17 protein-coding genes and 1 pseudogene are annotated in these 18,977 nt (G+C 38.1%); 4 read left to right on the top strand and 14 right to left on the bottom strand.

Translation table 11 applies throughout. From position 1 onward, the window contains the following. Positions 1-208: 208 nt before the first annotated feature. From BDR01S_RS15700 to BDR01S_RS15675, 6 genes are all read right to left on the bottom strand, one after another. Complete coding sequence (locus tag BDR01S_RS15700) at positions 209-778, bottom strand: RIO1 family regulatory kinase/ATPase domain-containing protein (RefSeq protein WP_066256216.1); 570 nt, start codon at positions 776-778, stop codon at positions 209-211. 47 nt (positions 779-825) lie between these two features. Continuing rightward, positions 826-1,740 carry an NAD-dependent epimerase/dehydratase family protein gene (locus BDR01S_RS15695; RefSeq protein ID WP_066256218.1) on the bottom strand — a complete coding sequence of 305 codons (915 nt, stop codon included), beginning with the start codon at positions 1,738-1,740 and terminating at the stop codon, positions 826-828. A gap of 97 nt (positions 1,741-1,837) precedes the next feature. Then, on the bottom strand, positions 1,838-2,911 hold the full coding sequence (locus tag BDR01S_RS15690; protein ID WP_066363244.1) for a phosphotransferase: 1,074 nt from the start codon (positions 2,909-2,911) through the stop codon (positions 1,838-1,840). 31 nt (positions 2,912-2,942) lie between these two features. Beyond that, positions 2,943-4,121 carry a carboxylate--amine ligase gene (locus BDR01S_RS15685; protein WP_066256226.1) on the bottom strand — a complete coding sequence of 393 codons (1,179 nt, stop codon included), beginning with the start codon at positions 4,119-4,121 and terminating at the stop codon, positions 2,943-2,945. Between the two features lie 15 nt (positions 4,122-4,136). Then, entirely contained in the window at positions 4,137-5,459 is a 1,323-nt protein-coding gene (locus BDR01S_RS15680; RefSeq protein ID WP_235846583.1) for a glycosyltransferase family 4 protein, read from the bottom strand. Then, complete coding sequence (locus BDR01S_RS15675; protein WP_066256229.1) at positions 5,456-6,112, bottom strand: PIG-L deacetylase family protein; 657 nt, start codon at positions 6,110-6,112, stop codon at positions 5,456-5,458. Before BDR01S_RS15675 ends, BDR01S_RS15680 begins: the two co-directional genes overlap by 4 nt. 128 nt (positions 6,113-6,240) lie before the next feature. Here BDR01S_RS15675 and BDR01S_RS25805 point away from each other — a divergent pair, with 128 nt between their 5' ends. Then, entirely contained in the window at positions 6,241-6,483 is a 243-nt protein-coding gene (locus BDR01S_RS25805; protein ID WP_169801448.1) for a hypothetical protein, read from the top strand. Between the two features lie 51 nt (positions 6,484-6,534). Here BDR01S_RS25805 and BDR01S_RS25400 read toward each other — a convergent pair whose 3' ends face one another. Beyond that, complete coding sequence (locus tag BDR01S_RS25400; protein WP_157406187.1) at positions 6,535-6,702, bottom strand: hypothetical protein; 168 nt, start codon at positions 6,700-6,702, stop codon at positions 6,535-6,537. 234 nt (positions 6,703-6,936) lie between these two features. Here BDR01S_RS25400 and sda point away from each other — a divergent pair, with 234 nt between their 5' ends. Beyond that, a complete protein-coding gene (gene sda, locus BDR01S_RS24960; RefSeq protein ID WP_310366335.1) occupies positions 6,937-7,080 on the top strand; it encodes a sporulation histidine kinase inhibitor Sda in 144 nt (47 codons plus the stop codon). Positions 7,081-7,196: 116 nt separating this feature from the next. On the opposite strand, the gene BDR01S_RS15665 is transcribed toward sda, so the two are convergent. From BDR01S_RS15665 to BDR01S_RS15655, 3 genes are all read right to left on the bottom strand, one after another. Continuing rightward, a complete protein-coding gene (locus BDR01S_RS15665; protein WP_066256234.1) occupies positions 7,197-8,135 on the bottom strand; it encodes an N-acetylmuramoyl-L-alanine amidase family protein in 939 nt (312 codons plus the stop codon). Beyond that, positions 8,135-9,199, bottom strand: coding sequence for a YARHG domain-containing protein (locus BDR01S_RS15660; protein WP_066256238.1), 1,065 nt, complete (start codon positions 9,197-9,199; stop codon positions 8,135-8,137). Before BDR01S_RS15660 ends, BDR01S_RS15665 begins: the two co-directional genes overlap by 1 nt. A 159-nt stretch (positions 9,200-9,358) precedes the next feature. Continuing rightward, positions 9,359-10,450 (bottom strand): CotH kinase family protein, encoded by a 1,092-nt coding sequence (locus tag BDR01S_RS15655; RefSeq protein WP_066256240.1) that lies wholly within the window; start codon positions 10,448-10,450, stop codon positions 9,359-9,361. Positions 10,451-10,656: 206 nt separating this feature from the next. Here BDR01S_RS15655 and BDR01S_RS26750 point away from each other — a divergent pair. Continuing rightward, positions 10,657-10,731, top strand: a pseudogene (locus BDR01S_RS26750) (hypothetical protein); the annotation flags it as partial. Positions 10,732-10,745: 14 nt separating this feature from the next. Here BDR01S_RS26750 and BDR01S_RS25395 read toward each other — a convergent pair. Next, positions 10,746-11,129 carry a hypothetical protein gene (locus BDR01S_RS25395; RefSeq protein ID WP_169801447.1) on the bottom strand — a complete coding sequence of 128 codons (384 nt, stop codon included), beginning with the start codon at positions 11,127-11,129 and terminating at the stop codon, positions 10,746-10,748. Positions 11,130-11,249: 120 nt separating this feature from the next. After that, positions 11,250-11,972 carry a DsbA family oxidoreductase gene (locus BDR01S_RS15650; RefSeq protein WP_066256242.1) on the bottom strand — a complete coding sequence of 241 codons (723 nt, stop codon included), beginning with the start codon at positions 11,970-11,972 and terminating at the stop codon, positions 11,250-11,252. A gap of 222 nt (positions 11,973-12,194) precedes the next feature. Between BDR01S_RS15650 and BDR01S_RS15645 the strand changes: the two genes are divergently transcribed. After that, a complete protein-coding gene (locus BDR01S_RS15645; protein ID WP_335582587.1) occupies positions 12,195-12,671 on the top strand; it encodes an SRPBCC family protein in 477 nt (158 codons plus the stop codon). A gap of 138 nt (positions 12,672-12,809) precedes the next feature. Here BDR01S_RS15645 and BDR01S_RS15640 read toward each other — a convergent pair whose 3' ends face one another. Then, complete coding sequence (locus BDR01S_RS15640) at positions 12,810-16,013, bottom strand: UvrD-helicase domain-containing protein (protein WP_066256248.1); 3,204 nt, start codon at positions 16,011-16,013, stop codon at positions 12,810-12,812. Then, entirely contained in the window at positions 16,006-18,972 is a 2,967-nt protein-coding gene (locus BDR01S_RS15635) for a PD-(D/E)XK nuclease family protein (RefSeq protein WP_066256249.1), read from the bottom strand. The genes BDR01S_RS15640 and BDR01S_RS15635 overlap by 8 nt, the downstream gene beginning before the upstream one ends. Positions 18,973-18,977: the final 5 nt, after the last annotated feature.

Raw genomic sequence — 18,977 nt, 5'->3', positions numbered from 1 at the left:
TCTATTTATCACTCGTAAGCGACAAAAACTATTATACTACCATTCCTTCGTTCAAGTCAACAACTATTTTACTAACAGCAGTTGACCTTTTGAAAAGGAACTTTCCTAGAATACCATCTATGTTACTAGAATTCAATAAGAAAATTTTCCCACTTTCACATTATAGGATATAAGGGCAGTGATTCGTTCACCACCACCCCGATTGACCCTAATTCACCAGGTTTTTCCATTCCTCATATTTGGCTGGGCTCAGCCTAGACACATGATCCAAAAACTCTTTCAAAAATCCAAGCTTACTTAATCCGCTTAACAATTTGGTAGGCACAGACCTGTCCGTATTAAATGCCCTCTTGAGGTCGATTACTTTTATTTCCCTTTGTTCATTGAAAAAAATGTGGCGAACTTCAATATCTAGCCTCTTAAAACCTACAGCTTTCATTTCATCCAGCATCGATAAAACTTTTCCCACGATTTCTTCAGAAAGTTTTTTCTCTTTTCTTAGGAGATGCTTAAGATTAGAACCCTTCACAAACTCCATCACGATATAGTTTTCACCATATTCATATAATTTAGGAATAATAGGTGACGATTGCCCTAATTGCAATGCATTTAATTCCTTTTTTTGTGTATCTTCATTAACAAAAATTTTGACGCACTTCTCAGGTGTCAATTGAAAGATGGAACCATCAGCACCCCTCCCAATCATTGTGTAACTACTCAAGTCTCGAATGGTTACTGTGCCTTTATTCTTGGCAACAATATTTTTAAAATCTTTCATTTTTAATCTCCTTTTATTTTGATATTTCTTCAACTACGCCCATTATTTTATGAACTTTTAAAATACTTTAAAGTTTCGTTTAATCCAGCTTGTAATTCATAGACTGGATTCCAACCCAAGAAATTTACAGCTTTGGTATTATCTAATCGACTATATCGAATATCTCCCTTCCGAACTGGCATGGAGATGGAAGGAATATTTATAGATGCAAGTGATGTAGTCATCTGATAAAGTTCATTGATGCTTGTCTTGGAATTACAGCCAATATTGAAGATTTCATTTGTACCATTTTCAATGGCCAGTACATTGGCCAAAGCAACATCTTTCACATATACAAAATCCCTTGTCTGTTCTCCATCTCCAAAAATAAATGGAGATTCACCGTTAAGGACTTTCTTGAAAAATATCGAAATTACTCCTCCTTCTCCTTTTGATGATTGGCGGGGACCATAAACATTGGCATATCTTAGAATGGTAAATGGAACGTTATGGAGTATGTTAAATATATGAATGTACATTTCTGAAGTATATTTAGAAATACCATAAAAGGATTGGGGCAGAATAGGGAATGTTTCCTTTATACTACAATCGTCTTTTTCTCCGTATACGGCACACGATGAGGAAAATATGAATTTTTTCACGTTATATTTATGACAGCAAGTTAATAAGCGAATTGTGCCAAGAATATTTTGGGTAGCGTCTTCTACTGGATTTTGAATCGAGTAGGCAACATCCACTTGTGCCGCCAAATGGATAACAACATCCGGTTTTTCCTTTGCAAACACCGCTTCTATTTGTGGTGAAGAGATATCCATATCAATGAAGCGAACGGAAGGAGGAACAAAATCCTTATTACCAGATCGTAAATTATCCACTACAATCGGTTCATAGCCAGATTGAATTAATAAATCAACAACATGTGAACCAATGAATCCAGCTCCCCCAGTAACGAGTACTTTCATCCGGAGTCACGACTATCTTTTTTTAAAATTAGAGGAGATTGCGCGATCTTTTCCATGCATAAAACTCCTTTATAGTATTTTTACTTTGCTTCCTGCACTAATATAACCCAAGTTCTTTTCCCCATACTTCAATTTTCTCAAGGTATCTCTTGAGAAGAGTGCTCTTTCCTCCATCCAACACCTTTTGCAAATGACTAGAAAGCTTTTTTTCCAGGGTTCTCTGTAAATACGCCTTTTTTAGTAATCTCAGGGGATCCTCATTGAAGGTTATTCCATATTTAAGCATTTCTTGGCAATAAACCTGCACACATTTAGTTCGAATCTCTTCTTCCCTCTGTTGCCAATCCGAGCGAAAATCAATTAATAATTCGACTAGAACGACCAAATCATACCAGCAGGGATAATGCTTCGCAGACTCCCAATCAATCAAAGAGACTTTCCAATTCTCCTCCTCATCATTTGCATTTTCACAGCAAATATTGTGGACATGGAGGTCGCCATGGATGAGGCATTGTCCAGATTCAGTAATTTCAGGAAATAAAACGGGACCTTTAGTTAATATTTTTTTGATAATTTTATACCTTGGTGCCACCAATTCTCTTAAGTTTGGATCTTTCATTGCCAGATCCAGGTTCTCCTTTGCTTTTTTGATTCCTTTCGTTCGTTCCTTTACCTTCTCCTCAGAGTCAAAATAAGGAAGAGTGGAGTCGAAAAGATCTGCATGCTGCAAAAATCTATTTTCAAAGGTTATCGCATGAAATTTTGCCACAGTGGGGATAATTCTTTCCAAATGATTGGGAGCTAATTTTATTTGTCCTCGTAACGGCTGCAAACATTCGGTAAACATCCATATTTCATTACCATTTACTTTCGGTTCAAGCCAATACAATTTCGGCATAAACTCGTGATAAATGTTATAGGCGTTTTTATACATATTGATTTCCAGGCTATGATTTTCTTTCAGTGGCAGTTTGTATATTTTAAGCACGACGGGATAGTGGTCCTTCCCATCTGTTAGAACCAACTTCCAAATACTTGTCTTTTCACGTGTGTTTTTAAGGCATTCTATTCTTTCTTCCACTAATTCGACGTTTTTACCAAGGACTTGTTTTAGCTTTTTTTCCCAATCATATTGCTTCCAACATCGTATAACTTCTTCTAAACTATTCAAATAGAAAGTTCCCTCCTTCATTTTTCATTACTTACTGTCTCCCCCATAAATTTCGCAAATGGGAAACAAAACTTCGAACAAAAGGAAGTGGGTCATTCCAAGCAAAAAGAGCCTCAACTTTTTTTCCAGATAGGCTCTTTATCCACTCAAAGAATCTCATTTCCCCGGCCTTTTGTTTTTGGCGAAAGGAAAGAAAATCACGGACGAAGTAAACCCATTTGACCCCTTCTTTCTGCTCTGTCACGGGTGTTGGATTTTGCCCGGTAAGGGATAAATAATACAAGTAGGCCAAATTGACCCCGCAAGCCATCGATAACGCTTGAGTTAAACCAATTCTTGCATTGATTTCGATAAATTTCAGTTTCCCATCTCTGGGGTCCCGTTTAAATTCGGCAATAGCCAAACCTTTGAATTGAATATCTTTTAGAAAGGTAGTAGCGAGTTGAATGACTTCTTCGTCCCTAATACTAAGGGCAAGAGCAGTGGATCCAAAATGAGGGGGAAATTGATGTAATTTTTGGTTCATCCACAAGCCAATTAAATTCATCTTGTCGTCAAAAAATGTTTTGACCGAATAAATACAATCCTCATCACCAGGGATAACTTCCTGGATCATTAGTTCACCGAATGGTCGATAAAAAAGGTACTCTTCTCTTAATTGGGAAGGCTCTTCTACCACAATGGCTTTCTTATAAAGACGATGATCGATATTTGAGCGAAAATGGGATGAATAAACTGGTTTTAAAATGCAAGGGAAGGTAATTTGATGGATGATTTGCTCAAACTGTTCTTCGTTAGTTATAGCGTATGTTTTGGGGCATGGCACATTTGATTTCAGGGCCAATTCATACGTTAATCTTTTATCTAATACGGCTTCGACCAATGAGTGTTTAGGTAACAGAAACCGATAGTAGTGTGAAAGGACAAATCTGTTTTTTGAAATAAACTGAACAAAGTCATCAGACCCCGCATAAAGTACGGCCTTTTGGCCAAACTTTTGTGCCAGTCTGGTGAGAAATAGGATTAATGCAGGCTCTTCACTGACTGGATTTGGGCAAATTCCACAGGTGGCAAACCGAGTTTTACCGATTTCATATTTTCCTCTCGTATCATATGCATATACCTTTATTCCTTTTTTCGCTAAACTCCTCACAATCCCTATCCCGGTTGCACTTAGATCAAGAACGACGACAGGAACATCATGTCGCATGATTTTTTCCCCCTTTCATAATAATGTTTGATAGATTTCTTCAATCTTTTGGACCATGTTACTAACGGTTAAATGTTGTAGCGCAAATGCCTGTGCATTGCCCGCTAATTCTGTCCTAAGCGAAGTGTTCCGCAAAAGGAGCAAGAGCTTTTCTGCAAGTTGCTTTGGATTAGCTGGTTCAACTATAAATCCTGAATAGTTATCTTTAATAATTTCCGGAATGCCGCCACAATTCGTCGTAAGTATGGCCTGATTGGTAAACATTGCCTCAATTATTGAGATTGGCAGCGTATCACTTGTGGTTGGCAGAACAAAAATGTCTGATTCCCTTAACAATTTCGGTACGTCTTCTCTGCTTCCTAAAAAAGATACGTTTTTTAATTTCAACTCACTAACCTGCTTCTCGAGCGTCTTTCTCATCTCACCATCGCCTACAATCCGAACTTCAACATTTTTCAGCTTGTCTTTAATAAGAGCAAGCGCTTTAAATAAATACTCATGTCCTTTGCGGGGGCGTAGGCGTGAGACACAGGTAATTACCGTGTTGCGTTGGCTTTTTTTACTTTTCTTCTGATTATTCCCTCCACCAAAATCAATCCCTGTATAAACAGTGGTTATTTTATTTTCCTCCGCGCCTAAATTGATTAGAATTGGGCGAAAGACATCACAAAGGACGATTACTTGATTGGCATTTTTAACGGCTTGTTTATCAATAGCGGAAAAATAATTTTCCTCAACCGATCCTTTTTCCATCAAGTTAAACTTTAATCTGTTACTGGTCATAAATCCATGAGGTGTGAAAAGAAGAGGTTTTTGATAGGGTTGGTTTAGTAATCCTATTACATTGGCAGTATATCGATCTTGTGCGTGGATAATATCGTATTGAGCAAGATCAATATTCTTTAACATCGTATAATAACTGTATAGTTTGCTGATATTGTGTAGAATTTTCTCATTACAAACACCATACCTATTGATAAAAAAATGGGTGAATTCCTTAGAATATTTATCGCGTAATGCCTTCATTTCATTTGACGGAAAATGGTTTGGTGCTATTACATGGACACTATGTCCTAAATTTTCCAAGCCAGTTTTAAGTGAAGTGATATAGTTCTGAAGACCCCCGATTACTGGATATTCCCAAAACGTTGTGATTAATATCTTCATTTTTTTGTTTTGTATTTCTGCTGATTCGATTGGCCACCATTCTATCTCATATTCTTCTTCATAAGCCTCATTGACATCGTAAAATTGATCCATGGCAGAGATTAGGTATGGAAAAAGGGTCGGCTGAAAAGGTTGGTCATTATGATGTTGATATTGTTGCTCTTCTGTCACTTCCAGACCCTCCTTATGATTTCAAAAGCTTCCGCGTATTCAACCCCAACCGTCATTCCTCTGACCCGCGCTAAATATTTCACCCCATCATAAGAACGAGGATGTGGAAATGGTCTCATTTCTACATCATAATGCTGAAGTGATTTAAGCTTGTCATCGATGGAATTTGTAATATCTACAAAATAATTGGGTTTAAACTCCTTATCATTCGTATGCTGACTCCATTCACTCGAAGAAACCGTTTCAAAACAAAGAATCTCTACCGGCTTTTTTCCGGGTAACGGACGAGCAGCTGTTAACACTGCCTGAAACAAAATTTGGTGATCCCTGTTGGTGTCACCATAATGATGGGTGAAAATCATTGCCGGCTTATACTTGTCCAAAAGGTCTTCGATCGATTTATTGATTTCAACAAGCGGAATCGTTTCCATTAATAGATTGGGGAATTCCAAAAAAAGGACCTCCTCCACTCCTAAATGTTTGTTTGCTTGCAGCATTAATTGCTGAATATGATGCTCCTCTTCCTTTCGTCCCTTTGCAGCAATAACAGTAATTACCTTATAGCCATGATTAATTAACTTTTTGATTGTTCCGCCGCTCCCAAGAATTTCATCATCAGGATGAGCGGCAATCACTAACACATTCTCACTCATTAAAGCACCTCAACTCCATTTAATAATAGTATTCTTGTAATTATATGAATATAAATTAAAGTGGATATGGACAATCTGCTTAAAATGGAAAAATGGGTGAATTCAAGGGGGTATTTATTGGATTCAGATTGAACACACGGATAAATCCTTTTAAAAAAATGGCTATGTTAATGATTATTGTTGATTTTGGCACCCTGTTGATTGGAGTGGAAGGCGCGAAGACTCCTGCGGGAGGACGGGGCAGGGGAGACCCCGCAGGAGCGCAGCGACGAGGAGGCTCCCTGGACCGCCCGCGGAAAGCGAAGCGCCTGGAACGGAAATCAACAGGCAAGTTTTACAGAGCCAAAAAAATAAAAAACATATGCAGCTGACATATGTTTTCTAAAATTGGAATCTTCCCTCTTGGAAAAGAACTTTGTTGTTTAAAATCTCGTTAACTTTTTCATAATTGCTGTTTTTCGTTCCTTATCTAAAATTCTAGTTAAATCAAGTGCATAATCATGACCTTTATTTTTCGATTTTAAGATTTCCCTAATTGCATTTTTCACACTTTCTTCAGTATCCAGAACCATAATGACCTTTCTCAGCATGCCTTCCCACCTCTAATCCTTTGCTTGAATTCATATATCAATTATATTAATAATGTTGATGCATCGAATCTTTCTTTTAGAAGCAAATTTTGCATAGATACAAGTAAAAAAATCACAGTGGTAAAAATTTTTATCCTAGTTTGAACTTTTTGTGGAATTTAATCATAATACCCCCAAAAAGTTTTGATTTATTTTAAGATAATCATAGAATCTAAAATAACGAGGGATATAATTTTGAAATCACTGCAGCTGCTACAAGATACTTTTTTAATTGATGCCTACCACGAAGCCATCCGACTGGAACTTGGCACTGACTTTATTCATTTATTACTAACTGAGATCAGTCATAGAAATTTAATTCATGTAACAATTAACTAAGTCTTTAGATCATCCGAATTCGGATGGTTTTTTTAATTATCAACTAAAGGGATTTAACATAATAAAAAAAGGGTGTCAGGCACTGATGGTTGTGCTTGCACCCTTTTTAACTGCAACTATTGCTTACTGCTTGAGTAGAGCGTGATTCCTTCTGCAATGTTCGTGAGTAAATTGGTAAGATAACCCGTATCTGACAGGTTTTTATCCTCGGTTGGATTGCTCATAAATCCCATTTCAATTAACGTGCTAGGCACTTGGGACCAATTAAAGCCTGATAGGTCGCCCCGATATGAAATACCATTTACCTTAACCGCCGAATTTTTTTGAGTCTCATTTAGAATTAGCTGTGAAGCTTGTAAACTATCTTGAAAAATAGCTTTGGTAAATTTGTCATCCTCCGAAGGAGTTAAGATAGAAAGTCCATTTACATTCCTGTTTGTTGATCCGTCCGCATGGATACGTACAAATAAATCAGCTTGATTTTGATTGGCGATTTCCGCTCTTTCTTTGTTACTCATATTTACGTCATGAGTCGTTCGGGTATAGATGACTTTTACCCCTCTTTTTTCAAGTAATTCACCTAAAATAAGCGAAGCCTCTAACGTTAATTTGTACTCCGGCTTCCCTGTGGCAACACCGGATGTTCCGCCGGTTACTTTAATTTTGGTCACCGCCGCACCCGGTCCGACAGGTTCCTGTTCCAAATTAGCGCGCTGTTGGTGACCGGGATCAATCACCACTAAAAAGTCTGATTGAACATTTTCTTTTTCATCATCAACCTGAGGATTCACCCTTTTTGGGTCTTCTTTACTTATTTCTACCTTAACCGATTCTTCGTTATTGACTGTTGACTTGTTATCTTGGTCTGCTGATGCCGTTTCAGTTTTTTCAGCCTCTATGTCTGTTGAAGCTGTTTTTGTAGTTTTTTGGACCACCTTTACATTCTTCCTTATACTCTCGTTTTCTTCCTTTTCTGTCTGAAAAAAGAAAAAGTACACAGGTATAATTGCCAAAAGGATAATGCATGTGATTCCAATCTTAGCTTTCTTAGACATTACTTCAGATACTCCTCTCGGCTTTTGATCAAATTTACATTGAACCTTTCAATACTATCTAATGTATCGTCATAATATGGGTCCGGATTGTACCATGTTTTCCGATCGAAATAGATTTGTAAGGAATTTGTTTTAAAAATACGGCCATGCCTTGCAAAGATCTCATTTCTGGCCAAACTGAGTTCTTCAAGTGTTAAATACTCAATCTCACTTCCTGATAACTTTCTGATATCACTGTCAGGTAAAATATATTCACTTGTAACCGGTAAATCATTGTTTACCGTTGAGAAAAATACCGGACTGTTTATAACTAATGCTAAATTATCCTTGTCTGTTCCTGATAATACCGGTATAGAATAGCCACATGAACCGGAATATGCAGCTAAATCAGAATCAGATAAGGAAAATGGGTGTTCAGGTGAGCAGGTATTACCTACCTCAATCTTCCAATCAGCATTCAATTCCTGCGCTAAATCTTCTGATAAGAAATAGACTTCACGTGCCCATGATTGTAGTGGCCTATAATTCCCTTCATCATAGAGTTCAAAAATTTGATTTAAATCTTTTGATGAAATGTTTCTTGCTTTTAATGATAACATTCCATTTCGATTGCTTATTTCCCAATTACCAATCGCAATGTTTGTACCGCCAGAAGTTATTTTTAATTGATTCAATTTCCTTGTATAGTCTCTTAGAGTAGAATCTTCCCCATTTATAGCAACACTTTCATCATCCTTTGGAGTAGACACTGATGAGTCGGAGTCGTTTTCTTTTACAGTGGAAGTAACAGGAGTGGTTGAAACCTCCTTTTTGGGTTCTTTTAACATATTTACAACAAAAAAGGCTGAAACCCCGATCAATATCAGACCAACAATTGTAAAGATTGCAATATATGTATTTTTATTATTCTTTTGGAATGTATTTTCCTTGATGGTCGCTCGCTCCATCTGCGGGAAATGTCCGGATTCTAAGGAATCAGGACTCCTAACCTTTGTTCCACACTCTTTGCAAAACTGCTGTCCACTTTTAAGTTCCATTCCACAATTCGAACAAAAAGATGCCACTTCAAAAACCCTCCTTTTTAACAATTTATTGAAAATAATTCCTTAAAATAACAGATAGTTTAGAATTTCGACATATCTTTGTGAAATCCTACTTTTACTTATTCTTAAAATAAAAAAAACCATCCAACAAACAGGATGGCACCATTCTCACTTGTGATATTAATCCAGAATGGTTAATTTCCTATTGATATACCTTTTTCTTTCCTCAATATATGTCGATATAACCGCACTTTCTTGATCAAATATATCTATATTTTGTTTTTTATATGGGTCTTGAATAACAAACGGACGAATTAATTTTGTCAGTCTGTCAACCTTCGGAATCATATTGTCTACTGTAAAATGCTGATCCATTATTTCTTCAAGAAGCAATCGGTATTGCTTACGAAAGGTATCTACATATAAAATGCGTGCGGTTAATGTATTAAATCCATCAATTGGAACATAATCAGGCTCCATCTTTTTCCCATTGACATCTCGGCCCCATGTCGCATCATAATCCCAGGGTATAATCTCAAAAAGGCGTGTTTCTCCATTCCGATAAAGGGCATAGTTATGAACGAAGCCATCATAATTGGATGTAAAAATAACACCAGCCATCCAGCGGAGATATTTATCGATATTAACAAATTTGTGAATTTCTTTTTCGAATTCACTTTTTGAGAACGTATTAATGTTAAAAATAAATTCCTGTAAGTAAAAATCTTCTTCCCGTCCGCCAACTATCCTTTCATATCCTAATTGGAGGGACTTTTTGGTTTCCTTGTCTAGATCACTCATCAGTGAAAAATTTGCATCCCCATCAACAGCATAAAAAATGCTTCCGTTCGGTAAGCCCCTTCTTGTTAGGAAATTCTCATCGACACTTTCAATTTCCAAATAGACACCTTCTGCCTTACCATTTTGATTTAAAAATATATGACGCGACTGAGGCGATAATACGCCAAGCTCGGCAAAGAAATCAAATGACAGTTTGTTTCTGATTAATGAAGGATCCTTATATTCTGCGTTCAAGTGAATTTGTTTGGAACCTTTAAACCTTTTAGGTTTGAAGAAGGAAACCTGATAAGACTTTTTCGCTAAATCACGGATGTGGGATCCTCGATAGGCAATATCAATATCGAGTCGTTTTCCTTCAATTGTTAACTGGGCCGGAATGGGATCATCGATCCAAATGTCCCTTCTCAGCTCCCGCAAGTCGATTGGTCTTATAAAGAGTTTGTAGAGCGGTAGTATTGCAGCCTCGTCCATTTTTTTATTCCCCCTTCCTTTATTCGTATGAAAAACAAAGGTTGGAGGTCCCACTCGGACAGCTTTTTTTTCGAGCGTAGGCTTTTTCCTCATTCAAATGTACCTGTACACACGTAATTTAGTAGAAGAAGAGTGAGTTACTTGGACAAATAGGTCAATTAGTGGTCTTGCTCCCTTTTCAAGCTTAAAGGAGGTGCTAAGTTACTATGAGCGATTTTTCAGCGGAAGATATTCAACAGGCAGCCGATGAAGTAAGACAAGGTGATTTCTGGGGCTTTATGTTCCGTGATCCTGGTCATGATCGTCGCACTACACGAAGAAAAACATCCCGAAGAAGAACTTCAAGACAGCAGATGACTTCACGTATGAACACTTCTAGACGGAATACATCTAGAAATCGGAATACTTCTGGAAACCGAAATACTTCTAGAAACCGAAATACTTCTAGAAACCGGAATACTTCTAGAAACCGGAATACTTCTAGAAACCGGAATACCTCTAGAAATCGGAACACTTCTAGAAACCGAAATACTTCTAGAAACCGGAATACTTCTAGAAACCGGAACACTTCTAGAAACCGGAATACTTCTAGAAACCGGAATACTTCTAGAAGAAGAACTTCAAGACGCTGCAGATGGACTGGATGGCGTAGAGGTTCTAGTCCCAATACTATAGTCAACCGTTGTTGGAAAGACGGCAATATGTGGAATTTAAGAGTCCGCAGACGCTAATAAGGCTTAAAAAGCAAATGGGAAAGGAAACAGAGTTTCCTTTCCCATCCTTATTTTTGGAATAATATCTACTTTTTTTCAGGAATTACACAGTTGCCATCTGCACAACTAACATCTTCTTCCGTAGATAGATCTTGAAGTACTGGTGTCGGAGACTCTTCCTCCCAGACTTTTTGCAGCGCCCCCATAAATGTTTCTGTCGGTTGGGCACCAGAAATCGCATATTTTTGATTAATGACAAAATAAGGTACACCGCGAACACCATACTGCTGAGCAAGGGATTCATCATTGCGAACATCACTCGCATAGGCATTTTTATCATTTAGGACATTTAACACTTCTTGACGATTTAATCCTGCTGCCTCAGCAATGTCAGCCAATGTTTCAAACTCACCAAGATGTTTCGAATCTGTAAAGTAGGCTTGTAGCAACTTTTCAGAAACAATTGATTCCTTCCCTTGTGACTTAGCAAATTTAGCCAGGCGATGGGCATCAAACGTATTTGTAGGTTTCATCTCTTCAAAATTGAAAGTTAACCCTACCGTGGCTGCCTGCTGCCCCACTCCTTGATTTGCTTCCTTCGCTTTTTCAATACTCATCCCATATTTTCCGGCTAATACTTCATGGATGTTCAGTCCAACATTTTTTGGAGAATTTGGGTCAAGCTCAAAACTTTTAAATTCTACCTCTACCTGATCACTATGTGGAAATTGGTCTAACGCCAATTCTAATCGGCGTTTTCCAATATAACAAAACGGACATACATAATCTGACCAAACTTCAATTTTCATGTAGACACCTCGTTTTCTTCGATTAATTTATATAATATCACACGATAAGTGAAAACTATTCAAAGTTGCTCAGGCGAAATTGGTTGGTTTTATCTGTAAGGAAAGGAACGACACACACTAATTGATTTGGGCATTGGCTCAGTATCATACTTTAAAAGAAAGGATATTCCTGTTAAGTGCAGAATAATTAATAATTATAAAAAAATTAGCACGAGGTGATGATTGTTGAAAGAATGGTCGAAGGAAATTAAAATTAATGCTCCGATTGATCAGGTATGGGGATTGTTAAATGGCTCAGTAGAGGACATGCAAAAAATTATGCCACAAGTCGTGGATCATCAACCGGTCAAAGTGACGACTGAAGGAGTAGGAAGCATCTATCGTCAGAAATACAAAGAAGGAAAACGAATCGAGGAGTACGATGTTGAGACAATAGAATATGTAAATACTCCTGCTAAACGGAAATTAAAAGTGGGCTTTACACTTGCCAAGATGTTTGAAATCACTGCTTTGTATGAATTAACAGCACTCGATGATCAGAAAACTCTGTTTAAATATACCTGCACGAATCAACCGCTAAAATCCTTCCTCAAATTATTCTTATTTTTTGCTAGTGATAAAATCGTCGTTCAATTTTGTGAGAGAGTCAAAAAAGTAGCTGAAGAGGAATTTGAGAATACCAAGGTTTCGGTGAAATAGTCTTGGTAAAATCGTAGTTCTAAAGAAAATCCCACAAGCTTAAAGCCTGTGGAATTTTCGTGTTTAAATTTCAGCCGGATTTATAAAACTTTAAAGGCTTCGGTTTATGGAGTGCGACGAAATTTAACTATTAGCACACTAGGTAGCCATTATTTTATTTGGGTCAAGAAAGTAAAGTAATTCTTTGCTTACGGTTTCTCTGGTTAACTCCTCCCAGGCATCCTTATAAAAGGAAAGTTGGCTGCGATAAAATGCTTGGAGTTTTTCATAGTCTTTGTCCTGTTTAGCTCGGTCAGTTTTATAATCAACAATCGTCCAGGTGCCATTCTTTTTATAGATGAGATCAATCGTTCCTTTGACATAAAAGGGATGTAGATTATCAGGATGTTTAGATATAGAAGAATATAGAGAATCACCCTTTTCAACTTTAAGGGTAAAAGGGACTTCTGTCAGCATTTCCTCTGCTGTCATTAACTCATCCCAAAGGGGTGAAGTTTGCAGGTTTTCCAGATAAGACCATACTTCTTTTTCTCTATCTTCTAAAATATTATATTTGTGTAAAGCTGCCTTTATATAATTAGAAAGGTCTTGGCCTTGAACAGCTTTTTCAAAGACATCATGAATCAGCGTTCCCCAATCCTTCCCACCGCCCGCTTCTCGTTCAATCGTGATCACCTCAGAATAATCCTTGTCTTTTGTTGGAGACCATTGTTCAAAGGTTTTTAACTTACTTTGATCAAGCCATGAGTTTTTACTAACCGTTCTAGCTTGAAATTCTGAAAGAGTAAGCTCCTCTGTTATTGAATGAACGACATAGGGTTCTACTTCTGGAAGTTCTAATTCCTCGATATCATCCATTTCGAAAAGGATGTTCCAAGGGTTTTTCTTATTTCCAGTGTGCGAACTGATTATAAGGGCCTGTTCAGCTCGAGTGGCTGCAACATAAATGATCCGCAGCTCTTCTTCCGTGAGGTACTCCAGTTCCTTAGCCTTATGTGTTTCCCATTCAGGAGGTAAAGCAATTTCTTTATCTGAATAGCCGTTCTTTACGGTAAACGTAAAGTAGCCCTTTGAAATATGGTCCTCCCGTTTAATATGCTGTGATAAAAAGGATTCAGGACTGACTAACTTAGTTGGATGGGCTAAAAAGACAATCGGTGCTTCTAGGCCTTTTGCTTTATGAATATTCATAATCCGAACCGCATCTGCCTCATCTTCCAAGTTTGCAACAACTGTTTTTTCAAAAATCAACTCGGTCAGCACTTCCAACACTTGTTTATAGGTGGTCTTCCCAGCTGCCTCTTGTTTTCGAAGGGCTTCAAGCATTTGCAGTAGACTTTTATACGTTCGTTTGTTGCGGCCATTTTTCAAAAGTAATAGATAGAAACCGACTTCTTCAATGATTCGTTCAATTGCTGCGGTTGGTGATAGAGTGCGAATAAGCTTTTGGCAACCCTGTAATTTTTCCAATGCGAACCTAAATTTATCACTCACCTCAGGAGAAATTTCAGTAGGGATATTGGCGTAAATGGAAAATCTGCCACCGGCTTGTCTCCATTGATATAGTTCTTGATCACTTATTCCGAAGAAAATCCCCCGTAACACGGCAATGAAGCCCACTTCATCGGTAGTATCCAAGAATGACTTTAAGAGGATCCATAAATCTTGGAACTCCATAGTTTCACCTAGAATTACTTCCCCACTAATACTAACAGGAATACCCATATCCTCGATCGTTTTCGCATAGACAGCGACGCCATCAGTATACCTCGTCAGCACCATGAAATCCTTTGCTTGGTGCCCCTGCCCGATTAAGGTTTGAATAGTCAGTGCAATGTTTTCCGCATCGATTAAGATGACTTCTTCCTTCTTTTTATAATCAGCAGGTACAGTTAAACGCTTGATACCCGTAAAACCAGCGCCAGTGCCCTCATGATAGGCGATTAACGGTCGATAGGCGGCTTGATAATCAGATTCCACTTCTGGTAAGTGCTTCTGAAACACCTTATTTAATTCTTTGGTCACGGTGTCAAGTGACCGGAAATTGGTCGTCAATTGAAGCACTTCTCCGCCATGTTCCTCGATTAACTGCTTAACGCGATTATATGTATCAATATCAGCGCGGCGAAAACGGTAAATGGCTTGTTTGGGATCGCCAACCACAAAGAGGGAACCGGCTTTCGGTTTGCATTTTGTCCATGTCTTTTCATTAATATCTTCACTCGTTAGATAAAACATGATTTCAGCCTGAATCGGGTCAGTGTCCTGATACTCATCGACGAGTAGATAGCGGTATTTTGCTTGGAAATAGGCGCGAACTTCTGGATTACCTTTTAGCAACGTTGATGTATAAATCATTAAATCTTGAAAGTTTAGCAGGGATCGCTCTCTTTTTAAATGTTGATAACCCTGGACTGCTTCTTCTAGAAAACGAATAATTTTCGGATGACAATACTCTTTCCATGCTTGAATAAGTGGCTTGATTGAAACTTCAAAGGTTGCCTTGACTTTTTCTTCATAAAATTTTGCATCTTCTTTAGATGGCCAGCGATTATAAGTTGGTTTTAAATTCTTATCAAATAATTCTAAAATGCTAATGATATCCTTTTCCTTTTCGGGATTAATGAATCTTTCTTTTTGAACTGCAGTTAATATCGCTTTCTGCAAGCTGTCATATCCCTTAAGAGGCTCTTCTTCAGGTACGGATCTTTTTGCTTCTTTTATGATGAGCATGAAAGATTGATAATCCGCCTGCAGCTCTGGTTTCGGTCGCGTTTCCGTCACCCATTCCACATCTGAATATTCTTTTAACCCCTTTAACCAAGGGAATAGGTTTTCAACCGTTATCCCTAATTCTTCAATGATTTCAAAGCGATGCGCTTCTTCGTCCATTAAGGTTTGTAAATAAAGCTGCCAAGCTTCTTCTAAAATGTCGATGTCATCGGCTTCCTCAAGCTCTGTAAACGTTAAATCTAAATTTGCTTCTATTGGGCGCTCACGCAGTAGTTTGGCACAAAAGGCATGGACCGTTCCTAAAAAGCAGCTTTCAATATTTTGAAGTGCCAAGCCTAAACGAAAGTTGATATCAAGATCCTGTTCATTTTTCCATGCTTCCTCTAATTTTGCTTGAAAGCGGACCTTTAACTCATCAGCCGCTTTTCTGGTAAACGTAATCGCCACAATTTCCTGAATTTCGGCAGTACCTGTATAAATGAGGTTGACCATCCGATCGACTAGACTCGTCGTTTTACCTGAACCGGCGCCAGCTTCAACTAAAAAGTTCGTCTTGAGCTGTGATTTAATTTTATCCCTAGCCGCTTGATCGAGAATTTCCTTAGTCATAGGCTCTAACCCCCTTTAGCTTCTGATTCGACTGCTTCATTTCCAGTGTTTCTTTATCATAAAAATGGCGGCGGCAAACCAGCTTAAACTCACAAAATTTGCAATCATTCACATCATCGGTCATTTCAAAATGACCATGTTTTACAGCATCAATTAGTTTTTCCAAAATATCTAAGCCATTGGTTCGGAGCTCCTTGTCCTGCTTCCTCGTAAACCTTTGCGCCAATCCTTTTTGGGTTGGAAAGTAATACGAACTCTCCTCGACCACACCCTCGCCGAGATTCAAATGCTGCTCGATCGCCATGGCATAAATCATGTGCTGGAGCTGTCGTCCGCCTTTGAAGGCCGCATTCTTAGCATAACCGTACGTGCTCCCTGTTTTATAGTCAATGATATGGTATTTGCCGTACTTAGATTGATCAACACGGTCAATAATCCCAGAAATTTTTATTTTCCCTGAAGGAAGAGTAATTATTGCCGGATCCTTTTCACCAATCCCAAAGGAATATTCGAAATGAAGTGGTTGGTAATTTTCGCTATATTCCTCTTCTTCTTTTAGAAATATCTCACAGCAAGCTAAGATATCCGTCCGTTCACGTTGATAGACTCTTTCATTTGGAGGCGGCAATACTTCTTTTTGCTTATCAATTAAACCTTGTGCTATTTCTAAAATAAGTTCTAAATGATTGGCATAGGAAGGCTTGGCATGATCTTGTATTAATTTTTTGTAAAAGTTTTCAAAAATACTGTGAAGCAAGCTTCCTCGGGTCGCTGCATCGAGCCATTTGTTTGCATCAAACGATACATCCTCTACGGTCCTAACTTTTAGAATCTCTTTTAAAAAATATGAATACGGACACTTAGCCAGGGTTTCAAGTTTACCTGCACTCAAGCGTTTATCCTGATTGATGCGAGGATCATACGCTTCGGCATCAATCTGAATCTGCCCATCATATTCCGTGTAATTTCTAGTATTTCGTGCGGTTTCCGCCGTGATTCCCAGTTTAATATTGTTAAAATGGTTTAAAACCCCTTCATTGAGCTGCTGCGCACGATCATTGGTTAATTTCTCATTCCAATAGTCTTTATCTTCAAAAATATCATTCGCAATGATTGATGATGGCAGTGATTTTAACGCTTCAAAATCTGCATCTTTATTGCCGGTGATTAAACGATAGCATTGCAAAACAACAAATGCTGGGTTAACTACCCGATTATTACTCATATCAAAATCACAGTAACTGACCGTGACATGACCGGTTGAATTCGCTAGAGCTTGTAACATTGTATACAAGTTTTCTTGACCCTTTTCACGTAGTAATGGCAAACCGTTCCCTAACTGAATTCGCTCTGTATCGAGCAAGAGCGGATCTTCGCTTGCATTACCCGGAAACTTCTTGTTATCCAAGCCTGCAAAAAATAAGTGCGACCGGCTATTATAAATACCTCGCTTATAGGAAGAAACATGAAGATGACCTGACTTTGGACCCGATTGATTAATTTGAATAGTTAACAGAAGATCTTTTACCTTTTCAAACAAATCGTAGCTTGATAACGATTCATCTGCAAAGGGGAGAATCCTCTCAATTTCCTCCAATAAGGCAGACTTGGCCATTTCATCAAGTGATGAACTTGTTTTACAATTATTTTTGAGAAGATAGGTGATTCCAGTTAATGTTTTTTTATAATTCATGGTTAGATTTAACGGGGGCAACTTTTTAAACAGGTCAGTATACCACTGCTTCAACCACGAAATTTCTTTTAACCTAACTTCAAAAATAGATTTATCTTCTGCTTGTAAAAGTTTCTCGCCTAAACGTTCAATTTCAATGGTGAGATGAGTTAGGTACCGTTCTTGTGACCAGCAAATCTGTAAATCCCGAAGCACTCGCGAAATTTTAGCTTTAGAAGGTGCACCTTCGCCAAATTCAATTAATCCTTCGTTCAGCAAATCAAGAAAGGTTTCTACACTATAGTTAGACTGAATCCAACTTATTAATCCGGAAACCAAACGTCCCGGGCGGCTAAATGAAACGGGCAGTCCTTCACCAAAAGTAAAGGGCAGATCTAACTTTTGGGACAGGTGATAAAACACGGTTATGTAGGCATCGGTGTTTGTATAGTAAACAACACTCTCATCTAGTGAAGCTTTGGTCGCTTTAATTTTTTCTAAGATTTGTTTAACTTCAATTTCTTCTGTCTTCGCAGTAAAAAGCTCCAAGTTGGGCTCCCCGTTTGCTTCACCCTGTTGGTAGAGATAACTGAGCGGAGCCGGCTGTCCCCAAGAAACCGAACTGATGCTTGACCGTTCAGGAGGATCGATTCCCAATACCGGTGCAAGCGGCAGTTTATAAACGGACTCAGGGATGATTCTTCTTAGGAATTGATCTTCCAGTTGTGATAGGTTTAGACCGGATTGTAAAATAAAAACTCCCTTATCATCAATTTGGGTGGCTTCCAGTGCCTTATTTATTAATCCTGCCTTGTCGGTAAATTGATGAATACATAAGGTATTTTCATATTCAGCAAGAATCTCGTAAATATCCTCCGCTTTGTCTGGGCTAATAAACGCATTCTTTTTCAAAGTAGCCTTTGTATATCCGGCTAATCGTAAGGTTTGAATGGTTGTATATATCGCATGACTAAAAGCAGGAGTGATTTCCATTCCCGCAAAGTAACGAAGCTTCTCTTGGTTTTTCAACTCTTTAAGAAGATTGTAAATAAAATGAACACCCACTGTCTGATCTAAGATATTTTGCGGTTGCTCTGAATTCAGGTCAACAACTGTTCGGGCAAGGTCATTCACAGTTTTATACTTGAGATTAATTGCTTGATATCCTGCCTTAACAAAAGTTTCATTGATTTGTTCCCCAATGGAATGAGAATCAACAATCACAATTTTTTCTCTTAAGGGAAAATTAGTGCAGATTTGATTTAGTTCATATATTAAGGATTTCATGGGAT

Source organism: Neobacillus drentensis NBRC 102427 (genome assembly GCF_001591445.1).
Classification (GTDB): Bacteria; Bacillota; Bacilli; order Bacillales; family Cytobacillaceae; genus Neobacillus; species Neobacillus drentensis.
Note: the sequence above shows the minus strand (reverse complement) of the source record. Positions and strands in the feature narration are given on the sequence as shown.